A 26505-nucleotide genomic window follows, 5' to 3' on the forward strand; every position below is an offset into this window, starting at 1 on the left:
ACAATAACAAGGAGTCAGCGATGACTACTCTCAATACAGCGCAGCAACACACCGGCGTGCAGGTCCCTGCCCTCGCCGACTCAACGTTCAAGAAGGTCATGTGGCGATTCATGCCATTGTTGTTCCTTTGCTACGTCGTCAGTTACCTGGACCGGATCAACGTCGGCTTTGCCAAGCTGACCATGCTCAATGACCTGTCCTTCAGCAACGCGGTGTATGGCTTGGGCGCCGGTGTTTTCTTCATTGGCTATTTCTTCGCTGAAGTGCCCAGCAACATGATCCTGCACCGGGTCGGAGCACGACGCTGGATCGCTCGCATCATGATCACCTGGTCGCTGATCTCGGCAGCGACCGCACTGGTGCAGACGCCGATGCAGTTCTACATCGCGCGATTCTTCCTGGGTATTGCCGAAGCAGGCTTTTTTCCGGGCATAGTGCTCTATCTCACCCTTTGGTTTCCTGCTCATCGTCGGGGCAAGATGGTTGCGTTCCTGATGGCGGGCAATCCAGTCTCCGGCATCCTCAGCGGCCTGGTTTCGGGCTACATCCTGCATACCATGAACGCTGTGCACGGCCTGGCGGGGTGGCAATGGTTGTTCATCATTGAAGCTGCGCCGGCACTGATTCTGGGTTTCGTGGTGATGTTCTTTCTGACCGATAAAGTCGCCGACGCCAAATGGCTGAGCGACGAGGAAAGAACACTGGTAGCCGAGGAAATCAGCAACGACAACAGCACCAAGACACACAGTTCGGTCCGCCAGGGCTTGCTTGGCGGCAGAGTGTGGTTGATGTGCGGGATTCTGTTTTTACTGGTTATGGGTACCAGCACCATCGGCTTCTGGCAGCCCAGCATCATCAGCAACTCGGGTATCACTGATCCCAGGATGATCGGAATCATTTCGGCCGTGCCCTATCTGGCCGCCCTGCTGGGCATGTACCTGGCCGGCAAAAGCTCCGACCGTCACCGCGAGCGTCGTTGGCATGCGGTGATTCCACTGTTGGTGGCCGTGCCAGGTTTTCTGATCTGCGCGTTCTTCCCGTTGACCCCTTGGCTGGCCATTACGGGCCTGATCATCGCAACGGCCGGGATCATCACCTCGCTGCCCATGTTCTGGGCTTTGCCAACGTCCTTCCTCGGTGGTGCAGGAGCAGCAGCCGGCATTGCACTGATCAACTCGACAGGCAACCTGGCGAGCTTCGCCGGCCCGGCGATGCTCGGGTTCTTGAAGGACCTGACGCAATCGATGACCACAGGCCTGGTGATCGTTGCTGGCTGTGTGTTCCTGTCGGCCATGATCATCCTGGTGTTCGTGCCAGCCAAAATGGTCAACCGATGAGTCTGCAACCTCTGTAAGTAACCCGTCGCAGCTTCCGGGATTCAATCCAGCAGAAGCTGCGCTCACTTCTCATCCCGCACGGGCGTTGTTGCTCATGCGGATGTCCAGCCAGAGATGACCATGAACAGCCAACTCAACCACGATACAGTTGACGTAGTGCGGGCAAATGAACGGGAAGCCGAATACTTCGAGTACAGCAAGGCGGCGAATCCGATCAGCGCCAACCTCATTAGTCGAGTTCCATACCACAGCTTTCCGGCGACACTCTATGACACTGGCCCCTCGCGCGTTGTACCGCTGGACCTGAGTGACGCCCTGGGCTGCGAAGGTCCCGCAACGGGGCCGGGTCTGTGCGCAAACTTCATCCGTCTCAATGCGGGTGACAGCCTTACGCTTCAGCCCAATGCGACCTCACAGGTTTTTTATGTGATTGCCGGCGCAGGCAAAGTGACTCAGGGTGAACACGTCATTGAATGGTCAAAAGGCTGCTTCATTGCGCTGCCAGGCCTTCAGGACGCCTGCTTCAGTGCCACTGAGGATGCTCGCCTCTACTATGTGCATGACGAACCATTGCTGCGTTATCTGGGTGTCACCGGCAGTACCGATCGGTTTGCGCCAACCTTGTATCCTGCGCGGACCGCCACCTCGAAGCTGCGTGAAGCGGCTGATGACCCGCGCGCTCAAGATCGCAGCCGTATCAGCATCTTGTTAGGCAATCGTAATTTTCCGCAAACCAGAACCGTGACCCACGTGCTGTGGGCCATGTACGGGATTCTGCCTGCTGGTTCGATCCAGAAGCCGCATCGGCACCAGTCCATTGCGCTGGATTTCATCATCGACTGCCCAACGGGTTGCTACTCACTGGTTGGAACTGAACTGGATGCTGATGGCCAGATACGCAATCCTGTTCGGGTGGATTGGGCTCCTGGGTTGGCATTTGTAACCCCTCCGGGCTACTGGCACGCTCATTTCAACGAGTCGGATCAAGAAGCATTTTTGATCCCCATTCAGGATGCCGGGTTGCAGACGCATCTTCGCTCACTGGACATTCGTTTCAGCTGATCGACTGGAATCACTTTCGTGAATTCTTCAACTCCATACTGGAAACTTTACCCACGGTTCGCTTCGTAAGAGATTCGACGCAGCCCGTTTACAGTTGCAACCACTGAGTAGATTTGGACGATACTCGTAGCTGGTTCAACTCGACAACTGGCTTCGGCACTCTTGGGTATGGCTTACCCGCCGCAATCGGCGCTCGGCTCGGAGATTCAAGCAGGCCCGTCATATACTTGATTGGGGATGGCGGCCTGCAATTTACGTTGTCTGAACGGGCAAGTGCAGTAGAAGCACAGGTAGGGATCATTGTTCTTCTGTGGAATAAATAGGGCTATGAAGAAATAAAGCGTTATATGGAGCAGCGAGATATTACGCCTATAGGCGTAAACATATTTACTCCTGATTTCCTTGCTATTGCACGTGAATTTAGCTGCACCGCAGCATGCGCATCTGATCACGAGCATTTGCAAGAACTGCTGAGAAACGCTCCTCCTGACAGACCTTTGTTCGTGGAGATCCTACAGACTTGTCCATTCCATCCTTGACAGCTCCATCCACAGGATCTATAGGGTTATCGAGATAATGTTCGGTGCTTGACCTCAATGGCACGAGTAGAACCTCTATGCCAATAAGCCACAGCATCCCTGACGGAAAATGGCGTACTTCTCAGTCGCTCAATACTGCGTTGAGTAACGGATCATTCAAGTACGCGACATTCAATCTCGTCCGAGGATTTATAAGCGATTGCTCCGGTGAAAAAATGTGTCCCGGAGCGATCATGAAACCTTTCGGAAGCAGTCGATGGGATGACATCAACGGTTCGCTCACAATGCTCCGATGTGCTGGTGTGTAGCAGTATTTTCAGATTACCCAGTTCGTCTATGCCGTCTTTACTGCCTGCGATAAATCCGACCCTCAATGCCGCAGAAACAGATTTGGAAAGCTGCTCACGTATAGTGAGCGTTTCAACTGATCCAGTGCAGACACCTTGATTGCCGATGCAGGTTTGAAACCTGCCAAAGCATCGTCGTCCACCAAGATAAAGTTGTGCTCTTCCGCTAACGGACCCAACCGATAGGCTTTGCTCGGTGAAATATCGGAGCCCGGCGGATTGTGCGCGACAGTGGAGGCAGTCGACGGGTTAAATATCCGACATCATCAAACTTTCCCCGCCAATCGCTCCGACCACCTTCACGCCAGCCAAAAGCCCCCGGATGATCAGGACTCCTGCCCAAACCGATAAAGGAGCTATACATGCTGGAACAACAGTCTCAGGAAATTATGCACCGCGCAGTATCGCTAGCGAACGAGCAAGGCTTCGCCATCTGCATCAGCGTGGTGGACGAGGCCGGACTGCTTCGAGCCTTCCTGCGCATGGATGACGCCATCCCCGGTGCCATTGAAGTCGCGATCAAGAAAGCCCGAACTGCAGCACTGTTCCATACCGACAGCGCCGAGATCGGTGCACGGGCTCAGCCGGGAGGTGACATCTACAGCCTGGAAGGCACCAACGGCGGACTGATCAGCTTCGGTGGCGGCATTGTTCTGCGAGACCCTCAGGGCAAAGCCATAGGCGGGCTCGGCATCTCGGGCGCAACGGTCGAAGTAGATCAGGACATAGCACTGCGAGCAGGACGGCCATAAGCCTGGCCACATTGAAACTCACACAGTTACCAATTTGAGGATTGACTCATGCAGCCGTCTACAAAAAGAAAACTCGGCCGAGTGAATTTGGATGTCAGCAATTTTGCCTTTGGCACCTCCCCCGTCGGCAACCTGTTTCGTCCCACCGACGAAGCCACGTCCGATGCCATGTTCCAACGCGCCTGGGACGGTGGCGTCCGCCTCTTCGACACAGCCCCGATGTATGGCCACGGTTTGGCCGAACTGCGTACGGGCCACTCGCTGCGCTGGAAGAATCGCGATGAGTTCGTGATCTCCTCCAAGGTCGGACGCATTCTCAAGGCCAAGCCGCGTTCGCAAATCGACTTCAGTCCCTGGAGCAACGCCGCCCCAAACGAAATGACCTTCGACTACAGCTATGACGGCACCATGCGCTCGTTCGAAGACTCTCTCCAACGATTGGCGCTGGAGCGAATCGACATTTGCTTCATCCACGACATCGACGTCTTTACGCGTGGATCGGAACAACCCGAGGTATTCAAGCAAGCGATGGACGGCGCCTGGCGCGCCCTTTCACAGCTGCGCGACGAAGGGGTGGTAAAAGCCATTGGTGTGGGGGTCAACGAATGGCAAGTCTGCCATGAAGCCCTGAAACAACGGGATTTCGACTGCTTTCTTCTGGCGGGTCGCTACACGCTGCTGGAGCAGGACTCACTCGATGAGTTCTTGCCGCTGTGCGAGGAACGGGGTGCCGCCGTTCTGATCGGAGGCGGGTTCAATTCAGGGATATTGGCCACTGGCGCCATCGAAGGCGCTCGATACAACTATGCCCCTGCTCCGGCCCATATCCTGGAGCGGGTTCGTGCAATTGAAGGGGTATGCAAAGAGTTCCGCGTGCCGCTACCGGCCGCAGCCATGCAATTTGTGGTGGCTCACCCGGCTATTCCTTCATTTGTCGCAGGTACCCGAACGCCGGAACAACTGGATAAGAACCTTGAGTGGTTCAGCCATCCCATTCCCATCGAGTTCTGGCAAGCGCTCAAGCATAAAGGGTTGCTGAGAGAAGACGCTCCGACCCCGCTCTGATACCCATGAAAAAAGCCACGACGTACTGTCGTGGCTTTCATGTAGCGGGCGGATAAATCAGGCTAGAACGTTAGAAACTGCTCTGGACTTTCACCCCCACTACCCAGGCATCGTCCACCTCGCTGACGCCTCCCGGATTGCGTACATACTGCACATTGGGACGGACGATCAACCACTTCGTCGCATGGACGCCATAGAACAACTCGGCGTCATATTCGTTGCCTTGCACCGGTTGATAGGCGGGGTTGTCATAGTCCGTCTGGTTGTTGGCCTGATTGATCGCTTTTTGATTGTTGCGATAACGCGAGTTGGTGCTGATCCGCGCCACACCCAATCCCAGGTCGTCCTGGGGACGGGCATCGAACAGACCTTTATAGGTCAACCCTGCCTGGATAAAGTGCCCGACCTGACTGGTTTCCCGATCCTGCACCGTGACGTTGGCGAACAGCGACAAACCACGGCTGGGGTCCCCGTTGTGAGAGGTGACCTGCTGCTGCGCGACCAGCCAGTAACCGTATTTGCTGTCGCGTGAAACCAGGTTGCTGGAAACATCACCGGGCACTTCACGACTTTTAACGTCGGTAGCATCGGCCGTGCTGTAATAGCCGCCGACCCGATACTCGCCAGGCAATGCGTTCACAGTCGGAGTCCAGAGCAACTCGATCGGCAAGATCAAACCTTCATCGCCACTCATGTTCAGTTTGAAGCCGTTGTTGTCCTCCAGCAGCGACGGGTTGTGCTCGTAAGCGCCCACTTGCACGAACACTTGCGGTGCCAGCTCATACTTGACTCGCCCGGCCCACTGCGTTATCGGCCAGTTGTACCAGATTCCGCTACCCGCCCAGTTGCCCATTTGTGAGCCGCACAACGCCAGGTTCTGGAAGTCGCAGGGGAAGCTATTGAAATCCTCGCCTTCACCGAAGCGCCCGAATTTGACGTTGAGTTTTTGGTCGAGGTACGACTGGCTGATCCACATCTGCGTCAGCCGCCATGTCTGCCCTCTTCCCCAGACTTCCTGGGACGACGAATACATCGGCGCACGCGGGTCGCTAATGCGGTCATTGGTAATGTTGCGACCTTCGCGTTCAGTGATAGCCAACTTGAAAGTTGCATCGTGCCAACCGAAAATCTTTTCCAGGTCCAGTTTCGCCCCCAAGGTGAACTGTCCGCTCCAGCGGGCCGTTCGATCCTGGTCATAACCGCCGCGGGCGTTGTAACCCAGCTCCCCGACATAATCGAGGGTGTAGTCATAACCCTTCTCGAGAAGTTCGCTGCGAGTCCCTCCCCAATCTCCGGTCATGCCCACGGCATCAGGGTCGAAAGGCCCGGCCGCCATGGCCTGGCTGGATATCGAGAATGCTGAGCCGGTAGTGATAAAACCCGTAATCAGGGCGCAGGAAAGCCTCCCGCGCAAATGAGCGTTATACATTTTGTGGCGACCTCTGTTGTTATTAATATGAGTCTTGAGCGCACAAGCCTTCGATCGCGGCATGTTTGAAACATACCGCGTCGATTTACTGACAGCGTTTACAACATTGTTTAACTAACTTTCCTTCATCGCTTACAACGAAGATTGAAGTTCCGGTAATGCCTCAAACAAATCCGCCACCAGGCCGTAATCGGCCACCTGGAAGATCGGCGCTTCTTCGTCCTTGTTGATCGCAACGATCACTTTGGAGTCTTTCATGCCAGCCAGGTGCTGAATCGCGCCGGAGATACCGACGGCGATGTACAGCTGTGGAGCAACGATCTTGCCGGTCTGACCGACCTGCATATCGTTGGGTACAAAACCTGCGTCGACCGCGGCGCGGGAAGCACCGACGGCAGCGCCCAGCTTGTCAGCCAAGGCGTACAGGTGTTTGAAGTTGTCGCCGTTCTGCATGCCGCGGCCGCCGGAAACGACGATCTTGGCAGCGGTCAGTTCCGGACGATCGGACTTGGCCAGTTCTTCGCCGACGAAGCTGGAAATACCCGCATCGTGAGCAGCCGCAACGGCTGCAACAGCCGCCGAACCACCTTCAGCCGCCACCGGGTCGAAACCGGTGGCGCGCACGGTGATGACTTTGACCGCCGCGTTCGATTGAACGGTTGCGATGGCGTTACCGGCGTAGATCGGACGCTTGAAGGTGTCAGCGCTTTCGACCGAGATAATCTCGGAGATCTGATCAACGTCCAGCTGAGCGGCAACGCGCGGCAGGAAGTTTTTGCCGTTGGAAGTCGCAGCAGCCAGGATGTGGCTGTAGCCCTTGCCCAGCTCGGCCACCAGCGGCGCGACGTTTTCCGGCAGTTGATGAGCATAGGCGGCGTTGTCGGCCACCAGCACTTTCGCCACGCCAGCGATTTTCGCAGCGGCTTCAGCCACGGCGCCAGCGCCCTGGCCTGCAACCAGCACGTGGATGTCGCCGCCGATTTTGGCGGCAGCCGCCACGGTATTCAGCGTGGCCGGAGCCACTACCTTGCTGTCGTGTTCAGCGATTACCAAGATAGTCATGATTAGATTACCTTCGCTTCGTTTTTCAGTTTCTCGACCAGTTCAGCCACCGACTTGACCTTGATACCCGCGCTGCGTGCAGCCGGCGCTTCGACTTTCACGGTCTTGTTGGTGGAGGCGGTGGAAACGCCCAAAGCATCCGGAGTCAGCACTTCGAGAGGCTTCTTCTTGGCTTTCATGATGTTTGGCAGGGACGCGTAGCGCGGCTCGTTCAAACGCAGGTCGGTGGTGACGATGGCCGGCAGCTTCAGGGAAACTGTCTGCGCGCCGCCGTCGACTTCGCGGGTTACAGCAACGCTGTCGCCGCTGATTTCGACTTTCGAAGCGAACGTGCCCTGACCGTAGCCGCTCAATGCAGCAAGCATCTGGCCAGTCTGGTTGTTGTCGCTGTCGATCGCTTGTTTGCCAAGGATCACCAGCTGAGGCTGTTCCTTGTCGACAACAGCCTTGAGCAGCTTGGCAACGGCCAGCGAAGTCAGGTCTTCAGCGGATTCGACGAGAATGGCGCGGTCGGCACCCAGAGCCAGCGCGGTGCGCAGTTGCTCTTGAGCGGTGGACGGGCCGATGGAGACGACGACGATTTCAGTCGCAACACCTTTCTCTTTCAGGCGTACGGCTTCTTCCACGGCGATCTCGCAGAACGGGTTCATCGACATCTTGACGTTGGCAAGATCGACGCCGGAATTGTCCGCCTTGACGCGAACCTTGACGTTGTAGTCGACCACCCTTTTGATTGACACGAGGAGTTTCATTGTTGTTTCCACCGTTTTTTAAATGATCAGTTTCAAGGCCGGATACAGTCGCAGATAATCAGCGACGCCCAGCCGTACCGGGTCGCGTTGCCCTCGCTTCACTGGCCCGGCTTCAACAGGACCTTGATCGACTTCACCGAGTCGGCCAAGGCAAAAGCTTCTTCCCAGTTTTCCAGCGCAAAGTCATGGGTGACGATGCCCTTTGACGTCAACAGGCCACGCGCAAACAGGTCGATGGCCACCGGGTAGCAATACGGCCCAAGGTGCGCGCCCCGCACATCCAGTTCCTTGCGGTCGCCGATGATCGACCAGTCCGCGGTAATTTCGGTACCGAACACGCTGAACTCGACAAAACGCCCGAGCTTGCGGATCAGGTCCAGCCCCTGGGTCACACCGACCGGTACACCCGTGGTTTCAATGTAAACGTCACAGCCATAGTTGTCGGTGAGGCCATGGATGATGGCCTTCGCGTCTTCACGCGACGGGTTGATCACCACGTCGGCTCCTAATTGCCTGGCCAGTTCCAGGCGCTCGTCGACCATGTCGATCACTACCAGCTTTTTCGGGGTCTTGAGCCTGGCCACTTGCACCATGCACAGACCCAAGGTACCGGCTCCGGCGATCACCAGCACGTCGTCGAGCTGGATCTCGCCGCGGTTGACCGCGTGGATGGCGCAGGACATCGGTTCGATCAGCGCGGAGTCTTCCAGGGATACCGAGTCGGGGATCTTGTGCACGATGGCGGTCTTCGGCATGCGCATGTACTGAGCCATGCCGCCTTCGGCCACTTCGCGCTGAAAGCCGAAGATGTTGTGCACTTCACACATCCAGTATTTGCCAGACTTGCAGAAGCGGCACTTGTTGCACGGCACGATTTGTTCGGCGATGACCTTGTCACCCACCACCACATCGAAATGTTCCTCGGCGCCCTCGCCGGTTTCGACCACATAACCGAAGAACTCGTGACCTGGAACCACCGGTGCCTTGACCCACGGGTTGTCGCCACCCCAGAACAATGCCGCGCCCGAATGACACTTGCAGTCACTGGCACAGATACCGCAGGCGGCGATGCGGATCACAAGTTCGTAGGGTTTGGCTTTCGGTTTGCCGATACGCTCCAAACGGTAGTCATTCGGGCCGTGGCAAACAATGGCTTGCATGTCGTGTCCAGTGTTTTTGTCCATGGTGATTCAACCTTTCAAGTCATGTCGAGATCCGCCACGGCCCTCACGAGCCGCAGTGGAAGCTGGTTTTCCTGATGCAGGGCGATACGCCCAACGGGATGTCTTACTTGACGACCGGAAGCTTCGAACGATCGATGGTGAACGCCACTGCGATGATAAGGATCACGCCGAAAACGATCTGTTGGGCAAACACGCTGACACCCACGAACGTCATGCCAATCCGCACGACGGAAACCAGCAGTGCGCCGATCAGCGTTCGCCAGACTCCCCCCACACCACCGGTCAATGCCGTGCCCCCCACCAGTACCGCCGCGATTGCTGGTAACAGGAATTCATTGGCCAAAGTGGGCGAACCGCTGGACAGCCGTCCGGCCATGATGATTCCGGACAAGGCTGCCAAACCGGCCGAGATGGCGAAAGTCATGATCTTGATGCGATTGACGTTGATACCTGAGGCCCAGGCAGTTGGCTCACCCGCCCCAATGGCATTGCCAAATCGACCGAAAGGCGTCTTGCGGTGCAGGAAAATGCACAACATGAACACAACAAAGGCCACGCAGACTTCATTGGGAATTCCGCCAGTATGGCCAGTGACCCAGCCAAGCCAGGCATCGCGCTCTGCGGCATCGATATTGATCGACCGGTTGTTCGACGCGAGCATGGTGACGCTGGTAACGACGCCGCCGACCGCCAGGGTGACGATGAACGAGGGAAGCCGCAGCCACGTATGCAACAACCCACTGAGTGCTCCGGTCGCGATACCCAGGCCTAGGCCAATCGGAAAAGCCCAGAATCCGTATGCCGGCAACAACAGCGCGACAATCACGCTGGCCATCGATGCCACGGCCTGGGAAGACAGGTCGATTCCGCCGATCAGCAATACAAAAGTAATGCCGGTCGCCATCACAAACAGTGTCGAGGTGTCGGCGAGCAGGCCAAGAATTGCACCGGGATGAATGAATCCGGGGTCATATCCACCGATCAGTGCAACCAGGACAATCAAGGCCAGCAAAGGCGCCTGACTGCGAAATCCGCTTAGGGAAATGGGCATATTTGCGCTCTCTCAAACCATGTACTTGATCAGGTCTACTTGCTGCGGCTTGGCGCCGGGCAGGCAGTCGAAGGACTGAGCAACTTCACCATCTCGCATGACCAGAATCCGGTGACTGAGCCCAATCATTTCCTCCAGGGTATCGGCGGTCAGAATCACCGAGACACCCTGGCGGGTGATCTCGCGGATCAACTGATAAACGTCTTCCTTGGCGCCCACATCCAACCCGCGAGTCGGGTGATCGAGAATCAGAATCGTCGAACCCGCATTACGCCACTTGGCCAACACCACTTTTTGCTGGTTGCCGCCACTGAGGTTGAGCAGCAATGCATCCGGCCCTGGGGTTTTAATGCTCAGGCGCTTGATCCAGTCTTCGGCTATCGATCGCTCTTTGCGCTCATCAAGCAGTCCGAGCGAGGTCACTTGACCGATGCGCGCCAGGGTCATGTTCTGCGCCACGCTAAGCATCGAAACGATGCCTTCAACCTTGCGTTCACGAGGGATGTAGCCAATCCCGGCACGAATTGCCGCCCCCGGACCTCCAGTGCCCAAGCGCCGGCCGTGCACCTGGATTTCACCGTGGCTTTTAGGTATCAAACCGGCCAACACCCGACACAACTCCTCACGGCCCGAGCCAATGACCCCGGCAATACCCAGTACTTCTCCACGATGCAAATCGAAATCCAGGCTGTAGAAACTGCCATCGAGCGCCAACTCGCGGGCCGACATCACCACCTCGGCCAAGCACGGCTGCTGGAGTGACTCACGATAAAACTCAGCATGCAGCGAACGGCCGACCATCAAAGTGTGCAAACGGTCTTTTGACGCCTCGGCAGCGTCCATTTGCGCCACCACTTCACCATCTTTCATGACATAGACCCGGTCGCTGAGGTCGAGCAATTCGTCCAGCCGATGGGAGACAAAGATGAACGAAGCACGGGTCTTGAGTTGCCTTACCAGGCGGAACAAGGTATCGATTTCCTTTTGTTCGAGTGCCGAGGTCGGCTCATCCAACAGAATGACCAAATGACCGTCTGTACGCTCTTCCAGCGCCAGGGCTTTGGCCAGTTCAATCATCTGGCGCTGACCGAAACTCAACTCACTGCACAACACACCCGGGTCGATATCCAGATTGACTTTGGCCAGTTGCAGGCGAGCTGCCTTGTGCAGTTTTTTCCAGTTCAGGCAACCGAAGCGCGAGAACTCATCCTCGCGCCCCATGAACAGGTTTTCAGCGACCGACAGGTTGAGCAGGATCGATTGCTCCTGGTACACCATGGCGATGCCTTTGGCGGTTGCTCCACGCGGACCATCGAGCAGGATTGGCGAACCGTCGAGCTCCAAATGGCCATCATCGGGTTGGTAGACACCGGTGAGGATCTTCATCAGCGTCGATTTGCCCGCACCGTTTTCGCCGATCAGCCCGACGACTTCGTGCTTGCGCACTTCGAGCGAAATGTTCTTCAGCACCGTGACGCCATTGAACCGTTTACTGACATTATTGAGCGTGAGCATGGAACCTCCTCACTTGACGACTCGTGCTTTCGCACGATCGAGAGCGATGGCTACAGCGGCAATGATCAGCACGCCCTGCACACCTTGCTGGACGTAAGGTGCGACACCCATCAGCACCATGCCGTTGCTAACTACCACCACGATCAGTACCCCCAGCAATGTGCCCAACGGACTGCCATTACCACCGGCCAATGAGGCGCCGCCGACGACGATCGCCGTGATCGCGGTGAACAGTTGGCCCTGCGCAATCAACGCATGCCCTTGCCCGAACTGCGCTACGGCGAGGATCGCCGCCAGCCCATAAAAGGCCCCGGCCAAGGCGAAAATGGTGATTCGTGTACGGTTGACATTGATACCGTTGAGCCGCGCCAGATCCTCCCCGCCGCCGATCGCCAGCGCGTGACGCCCCAATACGGTGTGCCGGGAAATGAAGTGAGCGACGCCAAGTGCCAGCACCACGATCCAGACCGATACCGGCAACCCCATCAAGCGCTGCAGGGCAATCGCACGGATATTCATATCGAGTACCCGCACGGTGTTGCCTTCCAGTAACGCGGTGGCCAGGCCGATACCGACAAAGCCGACGCCCAGCGTGGCCATGAACGAAGGGATTCGCAGTTTGACTTGTAACAGACCGTTGATAAGACCGGTCAATGCACCGACCAGGATCGCCAGCGGCAGAGCCCAAAAACCAATGGCATGGGCATTAACGGTGTTGCCAATCAGCAAGGCGAGACAGACCGCCGAGACCGCAACCACCCCTTCAACGGAAAGATCGATACTTCCCATCTGAATAACGAACAACCCGCCCAATGCCATCAGCAGTGGAATTGACGATGTGGTGGCGATTCGAGCCAGGTTCATCGGATCAAAAAAAACGGGATTGACCGAACCGATAAACAAGCCGATGAGCAGCAGGACAATAAGTGATGAAAACCGTCGCAGGCGGACCATGACGATAACTCCGGAAACAGGCATTGAATAAGCATTCATGCACCACTGCACCATCGGGTCGAGGGGGCAGCAGGAACAAGAAAGACCGCGACTGAATGGTTACGAGTTGTAGCGAATAGGCCCGGCAATTCGACCCCAGAAATCGCTGACATCCAGCGCCGGTGTCGCCTTGAAGTTCGCCGCGTAAAAAGCTTCGACGTTCTTCTTCGTGATCAGTTGCGGACGAACATAGAATTCGCGATGCTCGTGAGGCTCTTTAGCCGGATCCAACTGGCCGGTCTTGGCCGCATGCGCCAGTGCCAACCCCATGCTGCCGAGCCAGTACGGATCCAGGTTGGAGGTTGCGACGTATTCACCGGTACGAATGGCGTCGACTGCCTGTTCGATAGCATCGATACCCACCACTGGAATCGCACCTGCCAACCCTTCGCCCCGCAACGCTTCCAGTGCGCCCATGCCCATGTCGTCATTGGCGCACCAGATGCCCTTGATCTCGCTGCCAAAACGCGTCAGCCAAGACTGTACGATCGGAAACGCTTTGTTTGCGCTCCAGTCGGCCGCCTGGAAATCCAGAAGTTTGATGTCAGGGTATTTTTTCAATGCAGCGTCGAGACCGCTGCGGCGCCCGATCGATGCAACGTTACTGAAGATACCGCCCAAGCCGACGATGCCGCCTTTGCCACCCATCGCTTCGAACAGTTCAGTCGCCACCGCCTCCCCCACGGCCTGGCCATCCTCGGCCATGTGTGCAACCCAATACGGGCTGTAGTCCCAGGGATGCATGTCATCCGGTTTGTTCCAGATGGTCGTGACGTAGACGCCAGCCTTGACGCATTGCTCGATGATCACGCGGGCGTCGGCGGAGTCGTTCGGTTCGACGTTGAGAATCAGGTTGCCGTCAGTCTTGGCGATCAACGCGCGAATGTCGGCAATGCCCTTCTGGCTGTTGCCTTCGGTCACCAGTGGGGAATACGGCAGCTTCTGGCTGGCGGCATAGGCTTCACCACCCCGATTGAAAATGGCGTGGTAGGGATTGGTCAGCGAACGGAAGGAATTGGAAAAAGTCAGCGTTGTCTGTGCCCATAGCATTGTGGGAAACAAGCCCGCCACTGCACCGGCACCGGCCAGGCTGGCGGCACCAATCAGCAACTTGCGACGGCTCAATTCAAGGAGACGGACTGGATCATTTTCATTGTTGTTATTCATGTGACCTCCGGGTGCGCTTCACCGGGTGATTAGCGCTTTATTGTATTTTTAGTAACCAACTAGTTATTTATAAATCTATTGCAGCGAGGATGCAATCCTCAGGAATTGGACAGGGTCAAAAAATCTACGGATGGTCGATTGCGAGTAAGTTCCCGCGCATCAAAAACAGCGATCGATGCAGGGGAACCCGCGCCTTATACGGTTTGATCGTGGGATTGACGACCGATCCTGGTCTGCACCTCGGACGGTGTCAGCGTGCGGCCCAGCAGCAGATCGGCACCTTTCTCGGCAATCATGATCGACGGTGCATTGGTGTTGGCGCTGATCAGTCGTGGCATCACTGAAGAGTCGATCACACGCAGGCGCTGCACACCGCGCACCCGCAACTGCGGGTCGACCACAGCCATCTCGTCGACACCCATCTTGCAGGTGCCGACGGGGTGATAACCGGTTCTGCCACAGCGCCGTGCATAGTCTTCGTAGTCCGCCTGGGTGCGCACGCTAGTGCCTGGAAAATGCTCGGACTTGAGGTACCGGCTCAAGGAATGCTGGGACATGATTTCACGGCTCAGCTTGATACCTTCAACCGACACATGCAGGTCATAGGGGTCACTGACGTAGTTGGGATCGATCAATGGCGGTTGCAGCGGATCCGCGCTGCGCAACCGGACACTGCCGCGACTGCGAGGGCGCAGGAAATAAGAGTTGAGCGTGCAGCCAGAACCCGAAGGAACGGGTGGAATACCGGCCTCAACGCCGGCCCCCGGCAAAAAATGAAACTGCAGATCAGGCGTAGTGGAGCGCGAGTCGCCGTACCAGAAAGCGCCCGCCTCAGCGATGTTCGAAGTCACGGGGCCTTTGTTGAACAGCTTATATTCCAGCCCGGCCATCAGCATCATGTGCGGTTTGGCGTACTTGTCCAGGCTTTGCGAGCCCTTGAGTTCATACACGATATCGATGTCGAAATGGTCTTGCAGGTTCTGCCCAACACCCGGTAAATCCTGCTGGACGGCAATACCCAGACTGGCCAGTTCCTGAGCCGGACCGACACCTGACAGCATCAGAATTTTCGGTGAGCCGATAGCGCCTGCAGCGACCACTACTTCGCGCTCGGCCGCGGCGAACTTTGCCTCCCGTGAACCGCTGCCCTGAACATACTCCACACCCGTGGCCTGACCGTTTTCGATGCGAATCCGCGTGACCAGGCATTCGGTCTGGATGGTCAGATTAGGTCGATTGCGAATCTTGCTCAGATAGCCTTGTGCCGCGCTGCAGCGGCGTCCACCACGTTGTGTCACTTGATAGGCGCCGCATCCTTCTTGTTTGGCACCATTGAAGTCGGCGTTATGCGGAATACCAGCCTCCTGGGCAGAACGGATAAACGCCTTCGTCACCTCGTTGACCGTGATCAGATCGGAAACGCCCAAGGGCCCGTCGGTGCCGTGGTACTCGTTGGAAAACCGTTCGTTGTCCTCAGCCTTGCGGAAGTAAGGCAACACATCGCGGTAAGACCAGCCACGACAGCCCTCCTCCTGCTCCCAATCGTCATAGTCCTTGGCGTTGCCTCGGGTATAGACCATCGCGTTGATCGAGCCACCTCCGCCCAGGACCCGCCCCTGGGGAAAGAGAATCGAGCGATTCTGGATATCGCCCTGTGCCACCGTGTCATAGCCCCAGGTCAGGGGGCCACCCGTCATCTTGAAAAAGCCGACCGGCATATGAATGTAAGGGTTGGTGTCGGCAGGCCCGGCTTCTAGCAGCAGTACTCGAACATCAGCCGGCTCGCTCAGCCGCGCGGCCAGTACGCAGCCGGCCGAACCACCGCCGATAATGACGAAATCGTACATTTTGTTGTCTCCAGTCTTATTTTTGTACTGATGCAGTTCAGGCTTCAATCCAGCGGGGGCGCTCTCCCAGCTGTACGTGGACAGACTTGAGTTCAGTATATTCCTCAACCCCATAGCGGCCGGTTTCCCGTCCGATGCCCGATTGCTTGAAGCCGCCAGAAGGCAATTCCGGACCACCGGCAATGGTGGTATTGACCCACACCCGACCCGCCTTGATTTGCCGCGTCGCTTGCAATGAGGTTTCCAGATCGCGACTCCAGATACTCGCGGCCAGACCGAACGGTGTGTCGTTGGCCAGGCGCATGGCCTCATCGAAATCGTCAAACGCGGTAATGGTCAACACCGGACCAAAGATCTCTTCACGGGCGATGACCATTTCCGCAGTCACCTGACTGAAGACTGTCGGTTGCAGATAAAGCCCTTGCGCGGATTCGATCCGGCTACCGCCATGAACCAGTACGGCACCCTCTTTGCGGCCTTGCTCGATGTAACCGAGAATTCTTTCCAGATGACGTTGCTCGGTAATCGAACCGACCTGCGTCGACTCCTCCAGCGGATCGCCGATACGGACTTTTTCAATCAGCGCCAGTATTTTTCGGGTCAATTGTTCTTCGACTGAACGATGCACTACCAAACGGCTGCCACTGACACAGCACTGCCCGGCGTTGAAGCAAATGCCAAAGACAATGGCATCGGCCGCCGCATCCAGATCGGCGTCCGCGAAGACGATCTGCGGATTTTTGCCGCCCAACTCCAGGCCAATTTTCTTCATGTTGCCCGCAGCGGCGGCCATGGTCAGGCGACCGACTTCAGTGGAGCCGGTGAACGACACCATATCGATGTCCGCATGCCCGGAAATCGCCTGGCCTACCACCGACCCCGGCCCGGTCAGCACATTCACCACGCCATCGGGCAAGCCTGCCTGCTTCAATAGCCCGGCCAGCATCAACGTGGTGCCGGACGTCAGCTCGCTAGGTTTTACAACCACGGTGCAACCCGAGGCAAGAATAAAGGGCAACCGTTCTGCGAGGATGAAGAAGGGAAAGTTCCACGGTGTAATCAAACCCACCACACCGACGGGCTCGCGCGTCACCAACCCAAGCATGTTGTCGCCCAGGTTGTTGAATGAGTCGCCGTGCAGCGCCCTGGCTTGCCCTGCGGCATATTCCCAGATACCCGCGGCAGCGAGCACTTCACCACGGGACTGATTGATCGGTTTTCCGGTTTCGAGGGTTTCACACAGCGCCAGCTCTTCGCTGTTCTGACGAATCAATGCGGCCGTTTGCAGCAGCACTGCGGCACGAAAGTCCGCCGCGGACTTGGCCCACGGTCCGTGATCGAAGGCCCGTCGAGCCGCCGCCACCGCCTGATTGACATCCACCACGCCACCCGATGGATAGACGCTGACCGGCACATTGTGCGCAGGACTGAGTCGCGTGACTTGCTTGAGCGCGGAACCCTGGGTCCATTGCCCGTCGATGAACATATCGAAGTGTCGCGGCTGCGTTGGCAGTTGATTGATCCGGGTGATGCCATTGTTGTTATTCACAAAAACGTCCTCTGTACAGCGTTTGATTCAGGCAGCCGATACTCAAAACCCAGAGAGAATCACTTGCCAGCCAAAGATATATAACTAACCAGTTGTTTACATGCAAGCCTCAGGCTAAGCTTTATTTGTCAGCCGCAAGCCCCACGGCTAAGCTCATCGACCTTACCTCTGCGGCAAACCATTTCAGCGTTATAAGGATCAGCACCTATGCTCTGGAGAGCGTTTTAAATGCCTAAGAAACTCATCGAAGAGGCGTCGGTACGTCCTACTCGCGATTCCGATGCCACGCGCCTGAGAATTCTCAACGCGGCTAAAATCGAGTTTGCGAAATTGGGCCTTGGCGGCGCTCGCATTGACAGCATCGCGCTGAGAGCCAAATCCAATAAACGGATGATTTACGAGTACTTTGGCAATAAAGAAGGCTTGTTCGAAGCGGTGCTTGAACTGGCCTATCAAGACATTCGCCAGGCCGAACGCAAACTCAAGCTTGAAGAACTGGAACCCGTCGAAGCGATCAGCAAACTGGTGAGCTTCACCTGGAAGTACTACCTGAAAAACCCGCATTTCCTGACCCTGGTCAACAGCGAAAACCTGCACAAGGCCGCGCACTTGAAGCGCTCTCGGGAAAAGATGCATGACATGCATGCACCGATGGTTTCGATGGTCGCCGAGATCCTTGATCGCGGTGTCGCACAAGGCGTGTTTCGCGAAGGTATTGACCCGATCCAGTTGAACATCACGATTGCAGCGATCAATTACTACTACCTCAACAACCGCTTCACCGGCGAGATCATCTACGGCTTCGACCTGATGTCCCCCGAGGCGCTGCAAACCCGTATCGACTTCAATATCCAGACGATCCTCGGCATGCTGCGCCCCGATTGACACTGCCGTACCCGGCAGCCCCTTTTCGCTCAAGCGCAAGCCGAAAGGGGCCGACCTCACGCCAGACCCGCCACTTTCACATCACCCACAATGGGCACGAATGCCATGCGATCCAGTACGTCACGCTGGATATCGATACCTTGCGCAACCTCGATCAGTTCGATGCCTTCGGGCGACAGCCTGAACACCGCACGCTCCGTCACATAGAGCACTTCCTGCCCGGCAAGTACTGCTTGTGGACCGCTGAAGGTGATGTGACGGACTTTCTCCACCAGTTTGGGAACCTCGCCGAGGCGATTCAGTTGCAACTCGGTGCCGACCTTCGCCACTTCCAGCCCCTTGGCCTCAAACGCCCCGCAAAACACCACTTTGCGCGCGCCCTGTGTGATATCGATAAACCCGCCGGGCCCCACCAGCGTGCCGCCCAGATTCGAAACATTGACGTTGCCCTGGCTGTCCATCTCGCCCATACCCAGAAACGCCAGGTCGACCCCGCCACCGCTGTAGAAGTCGAACTGGTCAAGAGAGGTGACAATCGCTTGCGGAAAACGCGCCGCGCCAAACATCGCACCGCCCATCATCCGGCCGTTGTGAATGCCCTGCTCGATGCTGCCCCAATAACTGTCTTGCAAACCGCGCTCAGCGAGCAATGAAGGGATGCCACCAGGAATGCCAAAACCGAAATTCAAGGACATGCCGGGCATGAATTCATCAGCGGCGCGTTGCGCGATGATTCGACGAATATCGTCGGGAATGGCTTTCTCGGTCTCGGCCGATTGCGCAAGGCATTCGCCGCTGATGGCCGGATCGTAAGCAGCCGCCACACACTGGCGCTGCTCGGGTACAACCACCACTTCATCGATCAGCACACCGGGAATTCTCACCAGTCGCGCCGGAACAAAAGCACTGTCGCTCAGTTCACGCACCTGCACATACACCCTGCCGCCGCTGTTATGGGCTGCAAGCGCCAATGCATAGGCATCCAGGTCCGCCGCTTCGTGGCACAAGGAGATGTTGCCGCTCGGGTCAGCCAGGCTACCGCGAACAATCGCCACGTCGACCTTGAACGGTTTGTAGCGCAGGTATGTTTTGCCATCAATCTCCAGGCGCTCGACGATGCTTTCGGTTGCCCGTGCGTTGCATTTTCCGCCAGCAACCAGTGGGTCGGCGAACGTCCCGAGGCCGATGTGGGTAATCAAGCCCGGACGCGCCGCCCCGATTTCACGCATCAGACTCATGATCACCCCAGCGGGCAGGCTGTAAGCCTCGATTGCGTTATTGCGCGCCAGCGCCTGCATCTTTGCCGACCAACTCCAGTGCCCGCCGATGACCCTGGTCACCAACCCTTCATGAGCGAGCCGCTCCAGACCGCTGCCCTGCCCGTCACCAATGCCCAAGGCATGCACCACGGTCAGCCCGCAGGGATGGCCTGTACGCAGAAACGAATCCTCGATGGCTGCGAGCAGCGCATCAGGTTCCAGCAGAGTCCCTGAACCACAGACCGCGATCGTGGCCCCGTCGGGAATCCGGCTGGCCACTTCTGACGCTGATGAACAGCTTCTTTTCATTGTTTTTTCCTCATCAATACGCTTGCTGCAATCGGACCCGATTTTTTCAGAGAGCGCTTGACGCCTTCCCAAAGGACGCATTAAATAAATAACCGGTTGGTTACTTAAATCCACTTTAATCCAGCTGAAAAAAGAACACAACCCAAGCGATGAAGGTCTTTCCCATCGCGCAACAGAAAGGAAAAAAACAATGCAGCTTTCTGAAACGCACGTGCAGATCCGTGACGTCGCCCGCCGTTTTGCCGACCAGGAGATCCGTCCGCTGGCCGAAAAACTCGATCACGACGAAAGTTTTCCCGCTGCGCTGTACCGCCAAATGGGTGAACTGGGCCTGTTCGGCATCACCGTGCCCGAGGCGTTCGGCGGCACTGGCCTCGACACCACCGCCTATGCGCTAGTGATGGAAGAGTTGTCGCGCGGCTATGCCTCGGTCGCCGACCAGTGCGGCCTGCTGGAACTCATTGGCACTTTGCTGTCGGTTCACGGCAGCACCGCGCAACGAGAGCGTTTTCTGCCGTCGCTGCTGAGCGCACAGAAACATCCGGCGTACTGCATCACCGAAGCGGAAGCTGGTTCAGATGTGTCGGGTATCCGCACCACGGCGGTTCGCACGGAGAACGGTTGGTTGCTCAACGGTTCGAAGTTGTGGATTCACAACGCGCCGGTGGCGGATCTGGCATTCGTCCTGGCGCGCACCGACCCGGAAGCGGGCAAGCGTGGCATGAGCATTTTCATCGTGGATTGTCATCTGCCGGGCGTCTCCAAAGGCCCCAAAGAACACAAGATGGGGCAACGCGCGTCGCAGGTCGGCGGCTTGAACTTCGATAACGTCGAACTGCCGTCCGATGCCCTGCTCGGCGTGGAAGGCCGTGGTTTCCACATCATGATGAGCGCTCTGGACAAAGGCCGGGTCGGTATCGCCTCGCTCGCTGTCGGTATTGCTCAGGCAGGTCTCGAAGCGGCGCTGGAGTACGTGCCGCAGCGCAAACAGTTCGGCCAGCCCATCGCACAAAACCAGGGTTTGCAGTGGATTCTGGCAGACATGGCCAAGGACATTCGCGCAGCACGCCTGCTGGTACTCGATGCGGCGGATCGGCTAGATCGCGCCGACAACGCGACGATTGCCTGTTCAATGGCCAAGTGCTTCGCCGCTGATATCGCCGTCGCGCACACCGCGAATGCCGTGCAGCTATTCGGCGGCAGCGGGTTTATTCGTGGTTTTGAAGTCGAGCGCCTGTACCGTGACGCCAAGATCACCCAGATCTATGAAGGCACCAACCAGATCCAGCGCACGATCATCGCTCGTGAACTATTCAACCACGGAGCACGCACATGATGCCGCGTCCTACCGCGCTGGTCACCGGCGCACGCGGCGGCATCGGCCGCGCCATTGCAGTGGGCCTGGCGCAAGCCGGTTTTGATCTGGCCGTGGTGGATTTGCAAGTCGATGAAGCCTTGCAGGAAACCGTACGACTGGCGGCCGACCGGGGTGCCAACGCTGTTGCACTGGCCGGCGACATCTCGGCCATCGAGCAACATGAAACGCTGCTCGATGCGGCACAGGCAGCGATCGGTTCGCTGTCCTGCCTGGTCAACAATGCCGGAGTGTCGGTGCTGTCACGCGGTGACTTGCTGGAGATCAGCCCGCAGAGTTTCGATCGCTGCCATCAGGTCAACACCCGAGGGACATTCTTTCTGACCCAGACGTTCGCCCGCCGCTTGCGGCTGCAAGCACCAAGTGAACAGCACCGCTGCATCATCACCATCACCTCCTCCAACGTGCACGCGGTTTCGATCTTGCGCGGCGAATACGGCATTTCCAAGGCTGGCTTGTCCATGGCCTCGCGACTGTTCGCCGTGCGTCTGGCCGATGAAGGCATCGGCGTCTACGAGGTACAGCCGGGGCTGATTGCCACCGAAATGACGGCGCCGTCCAAGGCGCGCTACGACACGGAAATCGAACAGGGTCTGACCGCTATCAAGCGCTGGGGACAGCCCGAAGATGTCGCACGAGTAGTCACCACCATGGCCACGGGTGGCTTGCCCTACACCGTCGGTCAAGCAGTGCCGGTGGACGGTGGTCTGCTGATTCCGAAGTTCTAATCTGCCAAGAGACAAGCACATGCCTTTAACAATCGACCTGTTGACCTCTGCCACGGACCGTCCGCTGCAGAAATACACCTTGATTGGCGAGCCGCTGTTGCCACCCGCCAAGCCTTTGCCCGCCAACCGAATCGCGTTGTCCGCCGCACACGTTGTCGCCGATCCGTTCAGCGCGAGCCAGCCCGGAACCATATCCTCCATCGATTGGGATCAAACCCTTCACTATCGACGTTACCTGTTGCAGCAAGGCTTAGGTATTGCGGAGGCGATGGACACCGCCCAGCGTGGAATGGGCCTGGACTGGCCGACCGCATTGGAGCTGATCAAGCGCACGCTCGAAGAAACCCGCGACATCAAGCATGCAGTGATCTTTTCCGGCTGCGGTACTGACCAGTTGGCCGCTAACGATGCCAGCAGCCTTGACGATGTGCTCAAGGCATACGACGAACAGCACAGCGCAATCGATAAGCTCGACGGGCGCATCATTCTTATGGCCAGCCGCGCCCTGGCCAGAGTCGCCAAAGGTGCGCAAGACTACAAGCGGGTTTATCGCAGGGTGCTGGCCGATGCCAGTCAACCGGTGATTCTGCATTGGCTAGGGGACATGTTCGACCCTGCCTTGAGCGGTTACTGGGGCAGTCAGAAGTATGAAGAGGCCCTGGAAACGTGCCTTGAAATCATTCACGAGAACCCTATAAAAGTCGACGGGATCAAGATCTCGCTGCTCGACAAAGAGAAGGAAATTCTCCTGCGCCGGCGTTTGCCCGCGTCAGTGAAGATGTACACCGGCGATGACTTCAATTATCCGGAACTGATCGCTGGCGATGAACAAGGCTTTTCCCATGCCTTGCTGGGCATTTTCGATGCCATCGCACCTGCTGCCTCCCATGCACTGGCGGCATTGGCCGAAGGCGACATGGCGCGGTACCACGCACTCCTTGACCCTACCGTGCCACTGGCGCGATTGATTTTCAGCAGCCCCACCCAGTACTACAAGACCGGCGTGGTGTTCCTGGCCTACCTCAATGGCCACCAGGACCACTTCATCATGCTGGGTGGCCAGCAAGCCATGCGGCCCCTGCCCTACTTCTGCGAGATTTTCCGCCTCGCCGATCAGGCCGGACTGCTCAACGACCCGGCACTGGCCGTGGCCCGGATGAAAACCTTCCTCGGGCTCTATGGCTTAGGCGCTTAAGGCTGTCCGCGGAGCGTCGCGAAGGCTGCGCTCCGCAACCGAATCCTCGGCAATCGTGGAGAATTGAATGTCATACCGCTCGCTGGAAAACCGCCTCGATCGCTGTTCGATCAACACCGCCACCCTCGGCCATCGCCTGCCTATCGAGCAGACCCTGGACCTCATCGCCCGCGCAGGATTCGGCTATGTCGCCCCGTGGCGCAGGGATATGCAGGGCCGCACGCCCGGCCAGGTTCGCCGGCACTTGCGCGACGCCGGACTCAAGGTCAACGCGTATTGCCGCTCCACTTTCATTCCGGCCGCCACACGCCAGGGCTTCGACGCAGCCATTGCGGACAACCTGCAGGCCATAGAGGAAGCCGCGGAGTTGCACGCGCAGTCTTTCATTATGGTGGTCGGCAGCTTGCCCGATGGCTCCCGGGATCTGGCGGCCGCACGGGATCAGGTGGCCGAAGGCCTGGCCCTCCTGCTTGAACATGCCAGGCAGCATCAGGTTTCACTGGCGCTGGAACCCCTGCACCCGATGTATGCGGCTGATCGCTCCTGCCTGTCGACACTGGAACAGGCACTGGACCTGTGCGAGATGCTGGAGCCGGAAAACTACCAAAGCCTTGGCGTCGCCGTGGACGTTTACCACTGTTGGTGGGACCCAAAACTGCACGAGCAGATACAACGCGCCGGCGCTCAAAAGCGAATCCTGGGCCTGCACCTGTCCGACTGGCTGGTGCCCACCCGGGACATGCTGCTGGATCGCGGCATGATGGGTGATGGCGTAATTGATCTGCGCGGCATTTGCCAACAGGTTGAAGCGGCCGGTTATGACGGCGCCGTCGAAGTGGAAATTTTTTCCCGTGATACCTGGTGGAAACGCGACGAGGCCGAAGTCCTGCAAACCTGTGCCGAACGCTTGCAAGTCTGCTGTTAAACGTCGTACGCCCTCCAAAACAATAAAAAGAGAGATGCTCCCATGTCCCATCAATACCGCTGGCAAATCTGCGCGCTGTTGTTTTTCGCCACCACCATCAACTACCTCGACCGCCAAGTGCTCGGCCTGCTCAAGCCACTGCTGGAGCAACAGTTTCACTGGAGCGAGACGGACTACAGCTACCTGGTCATCGTTTTTCAAGCAAGCTACGCGGGCGGCTTGCTGGTGTTCGGCAAGCTGATCGATCGGCTGGGTACCAAGCTCGGTTATGGCTTGTGCATCACTGTCTGGAGCATCGCGGCGATCGGCCATGCCGCGGCGCAGTCCACCTTGAGCTTCATGTACATGCGAGCTCTGCTGGGGCTTGGAGAATCCGGTAACTTTCCGGCGGCGATCAAAGCCGTGTCCGAGTGGTTCCCGAAAAAAGAGCGAGCTTTGGCAGTCGGAATTCTCACGTCCGGGACCAGCGTCGGGGCGATTCTGGCGCCCGCCTGCGTGCCTTGGCTAGCCGCTACTTATGGCTGGGAGTCCGCGTTTGTCATTACCGGCCTGACCGGTTTTGTCTGGCTGGTTTTCTGGAAGATTTTTTACCACTCCCCTACCGCACATCCACGGATCAGTGCTGACGAACTGGCCTACATCAATCAGGGCGCTCAGGTTGAACCCATCGACAAGGTCAAATGGGTCGATCTGCTGAAGCTGCGCTCGACCTGGGTGTTTGTCACCGGCAAGTTCCTCACCGATCCGATCTGGTGGTTCATGTTGTTCTGGTTGCCGTCCTACTTCTCTAGTCGCTTCGAACTGGACCTCAAACACCTCGGCCTGCCGCTGATGATCGTCTACTGCGCGACATCTATCGGCAGTGTGGGTGGTGGCTGGATATCGTCGAGAATGATCAGCGCCGGGTGGTCGACACAAAAAGCCCGCAACAGCGCAATGCTGATCATGGCGGTACTGGTTTTACCGATCGGATTCTCCAGCTACGTCGACAACATGTGGATCATGGTCGGTCTGCTGAGCCTGGCGGCGGCTGCGCATCAGGGATGGTCAGCCAACCTGTTTACCACTGTGGCGGACAATTTCCCACGCTCGCAGGTTGCCTCGGTCATGGGCATCGGTGGCACGGCGGGGTCAGTGGGCGGGATGATCTTTCCTTTTATCGTCGGCCTTGTTCTTGAGCACTACAAAACAATGGAAAATATTACCCTCGGCTACAATCTGATTTTTATTGTGTGCGCGAGTTCTTACCTGGCAGCATGGATAATCATGCGACTCATGAGCCGTCACGGCGCGTCCCTGCTTCAGGCCCCCTTGAAAACCTGATCGCCGGGCTTTCGCCGTACCACGAGGCGACACGCCTCGTGGACCTCAGATTCATTACAGGCAAACGAATGTCCCTCACATGATCAACGAGAACAAAGGCATACAATCCGTCGAACGCGCGATGGTGATCCTTGAAACCATCGCAGCGGCAGGGGGCGAGATTCGATTGGTGGATCTAGCGGCGAAATCCGGATTGCACAAAAGCACCTTGCACGGTTTGCTCAATACCCTGGCCGCCATGGGTTACATTTCTCGTCGCGGCACCCACTACGCCCTGGGGCTGCGCCTGCGTGAGATCGCCCAGCCGTTGAACGATGCGGATGCGTTAATGCGTGAAGCCTTCGCCCCTGCGCTACGTGTGTTAGCCGAACGCAGTGGCGAAACCTGCTTCCTTGCAGCGCCCTGTGGCACCCGCGAATACCTCTACATGGATGCCTTAGAAGGCAGCGGCAACCTACGCGTTGCGAGCCCGCGTGGGCGCCGCGCCGGGCTAACCACCTCGGCCATCGGTAAAATATTCCTGGCATTTGACGAGGACTTGCGCCGCAGCCTGCGCCGAGCGGACTTGCTACCCGCGGAACTCGAAATTGAGTTGGCAAGTATCGTCACCCATGGCTATGCGTTAGACCTTGAAGAGGCCGAGCCTGGACTTAACTGCGTCGCCCTGCCCCTGCGCTTGCAAGGTCGAGTGGTGGCGGCGCTCGGTGTTGCCGCACCCGCCTCACGCTTGCCCAAAACAGAATTGTGCAAGCTGGCGACCCACGCCATGCGAGAAATGTTCGACATGCTCAAACTATAGCCGTCAATGGCCCGAGGCATATTCCCTTGAAAAGCAATCATCGGGATCATCACGGT

At 57.5% G+C, this 26505-nt stretch carries 22 protein-coding genes and 2 pseudogenes; 12 read left to right on the forward strand and 12 right to left on the reverse strand.

Going from position 1 to position 26505, the window contains the following annotated elements; all coding sequences use genetic code 11:
• Positions 1-20 precede the first annotated feature (20 nt).
• The 3 genes and pseudogenes from QF039_RS12175 to QF039_RS12185 all read left to right on the forward strand — a co-directional run.
• Complete coding sequence (locus tag QF039_RS12175) at positions 21-1337, forward strand: MFS transporter (protein WP_307518356.1); 1317 nt, start codon at positions 21-23, stop codon at positions 1335-1337.
• A 120-nt stretch (positions 1338-1457) separates the two neighbouring features.
• Entirely contained in the window at positions 1458-2399 is a 942-nt protein-coding gene (locus QF039_RS12180; protein WP_307518358.1) for a cupin, read from the forward strand.
• Between the two features lie 50 nt (positions 2400-2449).
• Positions 2450-2938, forward strand: a pseudogene (locus QF039_RS12185) (thiamine pyrophosphate-dependent enzyme); the annotation flags it as partial.
• A 121-nt stretch (positions 2939-3059) separates the two neighbouring features.
• On the opposite strand, the pseudogene QF039_RS12190 reads toward QF039_RS12185, so the two are convergent.
• Positions 3060-3518, reverse strand: a pseudogene (locus tag QF039_RS12190) (aminotransferase class I/II-fold pyridoxal phosphate-dependent enzyme); the annotation flags it as partial.
• Positions 3519-3647: 129 nt separating this feature from the next.
• Between QF039_RS12190 and QF039_RS12195 the strand changes: the two are divergent.
• Together QF039_RS12195 and QF039_RS12200 are read left to right on the forward strand one after the other, a co-directional pair.
• Complete coding sequence (locus QF039_RS12195) at positions 3648-4037, forward strand: heme-binding protein (RefSeq protein WP_307518360.1); 390 nt, start codon at positions 3648-3650, stop codon at positions 4035-4037.
• 48 nt (positions 4038-4085) lie between these two features.
• Positions 4086-5102 carry an aldo/keto reductase gene (locus QF039_RS12200; protein ID WP_307518362.1) on the forward strand — a complete coding sequence of 339 codons (1017 nt, stop codon included), beginning with the start codon at positions 4086-4088 and terminating at the stop codon, positions 5100-5102.
• 70 nt (positions 5103-5172) lie between these two features.
• On the opposite strand, the gene QF039_RS12205 is transcribed toward QF039_RS12200, so the two are convergent.
• The 10 genes from QF039_RS12205 to QF039_RS12250 all read right to left on the reverse strand — a co-directional run bounded on the left by QF039_RS12205 (position 5173) and on the right by QF039_RS12250 (position 17651).
• Positions 5173-6531 carry a carbohydrate porin gene (locus tag QF039_RS12205; RefSeq protein WP_307518363.1) on the reverse strand — a complete coding sequence of 453 codons (1359 nt, stop codon included), beginning with the start codon at positions 6529-6531 and terminating at the stop codon, positions 5173-5175.
• A 132-nt stretch (positions 6532-6663) separates the two neighbouring features.
• Complete coding sequence (locus tag QF039_RS12210; RefSeq protein WP_307518365.1) at positions 6664-7593, reverse strand: electron transfer flavoprotein subunit alpha/FixB family protein; 930 nt, start codon at positions 7591-7593, stop codon at positions 6664-6666.
• 2 nt (positions 7594-7595) lie between these two features.
• Positions 7596-8345: an electron transfer flavoprotein subunit beta/FixA family protein gene (locus tag QF039_RS12215; RefSeq protein WP_307518367.1), complete on the reverse strand. Its 750-nt coding sequence runs from the start codon at positions 8343-8345 to the stop codon at positions 7596-7598.
• 98 nt (positions 8346-8443) lie between these two features.
• Positions 8444-9529, reverse strand: a complete 1086-nt coding sequence (locus tag QF039_RS12220) for an alcohol dehydrogenase catalytic domain-containing protein (protein WP_307518369.1) — start codon at positions 9527-9529, stop codon at positions 8444-8446.
• A 103-nt stretch (positions 9530-9632) separates the two neighbouring features.
• Positions 9633-10580: an ABC transporter permease gene (locus QF039_RS12225; RefSeq protein WP_307518371.1), complete on the reverse strand. Its 948-nt coding sequence runs from the start codon at positions 10578-10580 to the stop codon at positions 9633-9635.
• Positions 10581-10592: 12 nt separating this feature from the next.
• Entirely contained in the window at positions 10593-12095 is a 1503-nt protein-coding gene (locus QF039_RS12230) for a sugar ABC transporter ATP-binding protein (protein ID WP_307518373.1), read from the reverse strand.
• A gap of 9 nt (positions 12096-12104) precedes the next feature.
• Positions 12105-13088 (reverse strand): ABC transporter permease, encoded by a 984-nt coding sequence (locus QF039_RS12235; protein ID WP_307518375.1) that lies wholly within the window; start codon positions 13086-13088, stop codon positions 12105-12107.
• Positions 13089-13148: 60 nt separating this feature from the next.
• The gene (locus QF039_RS12240; RefSeq protein ID WP_307518377.1) at positions 13149-14255 is read right to left on the reverse strand and encodes a sugar ABC transporter substrate-binding protein; all 1107 of its coding nucleotides are present in this window, start codon (positions 14253-14255) and stop codon (positions 13149-13151) included.
• A gap of 194 nt (positions 14256-14449) precedes the next feature.
• Positions 14450-16102, reverse strand: coding sequence for a GMC family oxidoreductase (locus QF039_RS12245; protein WP_307518379.1), 1653 nt, complete (start codon positions 16100-16102; stop codon positions 14450-14452).
• Between the two features lie 37 nt (positions 16103-16139).
• On the reverse strand, positions 16140-17651 hold the full coding sequence (locus QF039_RS12250) for an aldehyde dehydrogenase family protein (RefSeq protein WP_307518381.1): 1512 nt from the start codon (positions 17649-17651) through the stop codon (positions 16140-16142).
• 228 nt (positions 17652-17879) lie between these two features.
• On the opposite strand from QF039_RS12250, the gene QF039_RS12255 reads away from it, so the two are divergent.
• The gene (locus tag QF039_RS12255; RefSeq protein WP_161905248.1) at positions 17880-18536 is read left to right on the forward strand and encodes a TetR/AcrR family transcriptional regulator; all 657 of its coding nucleotides are present in this window, start codon (positions 17880-17882) and stop codon (positions 18534-18536) included.
• Between the two features lie 56 nt (positions 18537-18592).
• Here the strand turns inward: QF039_RS12255 and QF039_RS12260 are convergent, their stop codons facing one another.
• Positions 18593-20218 (reverse strand): acyl CoA:acetate/3-ketoacid CoA transferase, encoded by a 1626-nt coding sequence (locus QF039_RS12260; RefSeq protein ID WP_307518385.1) that lies wholly within the window; start codon positions 20216-20218, stop codon positions 18593-18595.
• 76 nt (positions 20219-20294) lie between these two features.
• Here QF039_RS12260 and QF039_RS12265 point away from each other — a divergent pair, with 76 nt between their 5' ends.
• The 6 genes from QF039_RS12265 to QF039_RS12290 all read left to right on the forward strand — a co-directional run bounded on the left by QF039_RS12265 (position 20295) and on the right by QF039_RS12290 (position 26449).
• Positions 20295-21440, forward strand: a complete 1146-nt coding sequence (locus QF039_RS12265; RefSeq protein WP_307518387.1) for an acyl-CoA dehydrogenase family protein — start codon at positions 20295-20297, stop codon at positions 21438-21440.
• Entirely contained in the window at positions 21437-22207 is a 771-nt protein-coding gene (locus tag QF039_RS12270; RefSeq protein WP_307518389.1) for a 3-ketoacyl-ACP reductase, read from the forward strand. Before QF039_RS12265 ends, QF039_RS12270 begins: the two co-directional genes overlap by 4 nt.
• A gap of 19 nt (positions 22208-22226) precedes the next feature.
• Positions 22227-23402, forward strand: a complete 1176-nt coding sequence (locus tag QF039_RS12275) for a dihydrodipicolinate synthase family protein (RefSeq protein ID WP_307518390.1) — start codon at positions 22227-22229, stop codon at positions 23400-23402.
• Between the two features lie 67 nt (positions 23403-23469).
• Positions 23470-24327 carry a sugar phosphate isomerase/epimerase gene (locus QF039_RS12280; protein ID WP_307518392.1) on the forward strand — a complete coding sequence of 286 codons (858 nt, stop codon included), beginning with the start codon at positions 23470-23472 and terminating at the stop codon, positions 24325-24327.
• Between the two features lie 42 nt (positions 24328-24369).
• Complete coding sequence (locus QF039_RS12285; protein WP_307518394.1) at positions 24370-25650, forward strand: MFS transporter; 1281 nt, start codon at positions 24370-24372, stop codon at positions 25648-25650.
• Between the two features lie 79 nt (positions 25651-25729).
• Complete coding sequence (locus QF039_RS12290) at positions 25730-26449, forward strand: IclR family transcriptional regulator (protein WP_307518396.1); 720 nt, start codon at positions 25730-25732, stop codon at positions 26447-26449.
• The last annotated feature ends 56 nt before the right edge of the window (positions 26450-26505 follow it).

The sequence above is a fragment of the Pseudomonas sp. W2I6 genome, assembly GCF_030815935.1.
Taxonomy (GTDB): Bacteria; Pseudomonadota; Gammaproteobacteria; order Pseudomonadales; family Pseudomonadaceae; genus Aquipseudomonas.

Excerpts from the sequence above, each read along its gene's own strand:
- QF039_RS12270 (WP_307518389.1), top strand. The coding sequence starts at position 21,437 with ATGATGCCGCGTCCTACCGCGCTGGTCACCGGCGCACGCGGCGGCATC.
- QF039_RS12210 (WP_307518365.1), bottom strand. The coding sequence starts at position 7,593 with ATGACTATCTTGGTAATCGCTGAACACGACAGCAAGGTAGTGGCTCCG.
- QF039_RS12230 (WP_307518373.1), bottom strand. The coding sequence starts at position 12,095 with ATGCTCACGCTCAATAATGTCAGTAAACGGTTCAATGGCGTCACGGTG.
- QF039_RS12220 (WP_307518369.1), bottom strand. The coding sequence starts at position 9,529 with ATGGACAAAAACACTGGACACGACATGCAAGCCATTGTTTGCCACGGC.
- QF039_RS12240 (WP_307518377.1), bottom strand. The coding sequence starts at position 14,255 with ATGAATAACAACAATGAAAATGATCCAGTCCGTCTCCTTGAATTGAGC.
- QF039_RS12225 (WP_307518371.1), bottom strand. The coding sequence starts at position 10,580 with ATGCCCATTTCCCTAAGCGGATTTCGCAGTCAGGCGCCTTTGCTGGCC.
- QF039_RS12265 (WP_307518387.1), top strand. The coding sequence starts at position 20,295 with ATGCAGCTTTCTGAAACGCACGTGCAGATCCGTGACGTCGCCCGCCGT.
- QF039_RS12195 (WP_307518360.1), top strand. The coding sequence starts at position 3,648 with ATGCTGGAACAACAGTCTCAGGAAATTATGCACCGCGCAGTATCGCTA.
- QF039_RS12235 (WP_307518375.1), bottom strand. The coding sequence starts at position 13,088 with ATGAATGCTTATTCAATGCCTGTTTCCGGAGTTATCGTCATGGTCCGC.
- QF039_RS12245 (WP_307518379.1), bottom strand. The coding sequence starts at position 16,102 with ATGTACGATTTCGTCATTATCGGCGGTGGTTCGGCCGGCTGCGTACTG.
- QF039_RS12200 (WP_307518362.1), top strand. The coding sequence starts at position 4,086 with ATGCAGCCGTCTACAAAAAGAAAACTCGGCCGAGTGAATTTGGATGTC.
- QF039_RS12180 (WP_307518358.1), top strand. The coding sequence starts at position 1,458 with ATGAACAGCCAACTCAACCACGATACAGTTGACGTAGTGCGGGCAAAT.
- QF039_RS12205 (WP_307518363.1), bottom strand. The coding sequence starts at position 6,531 with ATGTATAACGCTCATTTGCGCGGGAGGCTTTCCTGCGCCCTGATTACG.
- QF039_RS12255 (WP_161905248.1), top strand. The coding sequence starts at position 17,880 with ATGCCTAAGAAACTCATCGAAGAGGCGTCGGTACGTCCTACTCGCGAT.
- QF039_RS12290 (WP_307518396.1), top strand. The coding sequence starts at position 25,730 with ATGATCAACGAGAACAAAGGCATACAATCCGTCGAACGCGCGATGGTG.
- QF039_RS12215 (WP_307518367.1), bottom strand. The coding sequence starts at position 8,345 with ATGAAACTCCTCGTGTCAATCAAAAGGGTGGTCGACTACAACGTCAAG.
- QF039_RS12275 (WP_307518390.1), top strand. The coding sequence starts at position 22,227 with ATGCCTTTAACAATCGACCTGTTGACCTCTGCCACGGACCGTCCGCTG.
- QF039_RS12175 (WP_307518356.1), top strand. The coding sequence starts at position 21 with ATGACTACTCTCAATACAGCGCAGCAACACACCGGCGTGCAGGTCCCT.
- QF039_RS12285 (WP_307518394.1), top strand. The coding sequence starts at position 24,370 with ATGTCCCATCAATACCGCTGGCAAATCTGCGCGCTGTTGTTTTTCGCC.
- QF039_RS12280 (WP_307518392.1), top strand. The coding sequence starts at position 23,470 with ATGTCATACCGCTCGCTGGAAAACCGCCTCGATCGCTGTTCGATCAAC.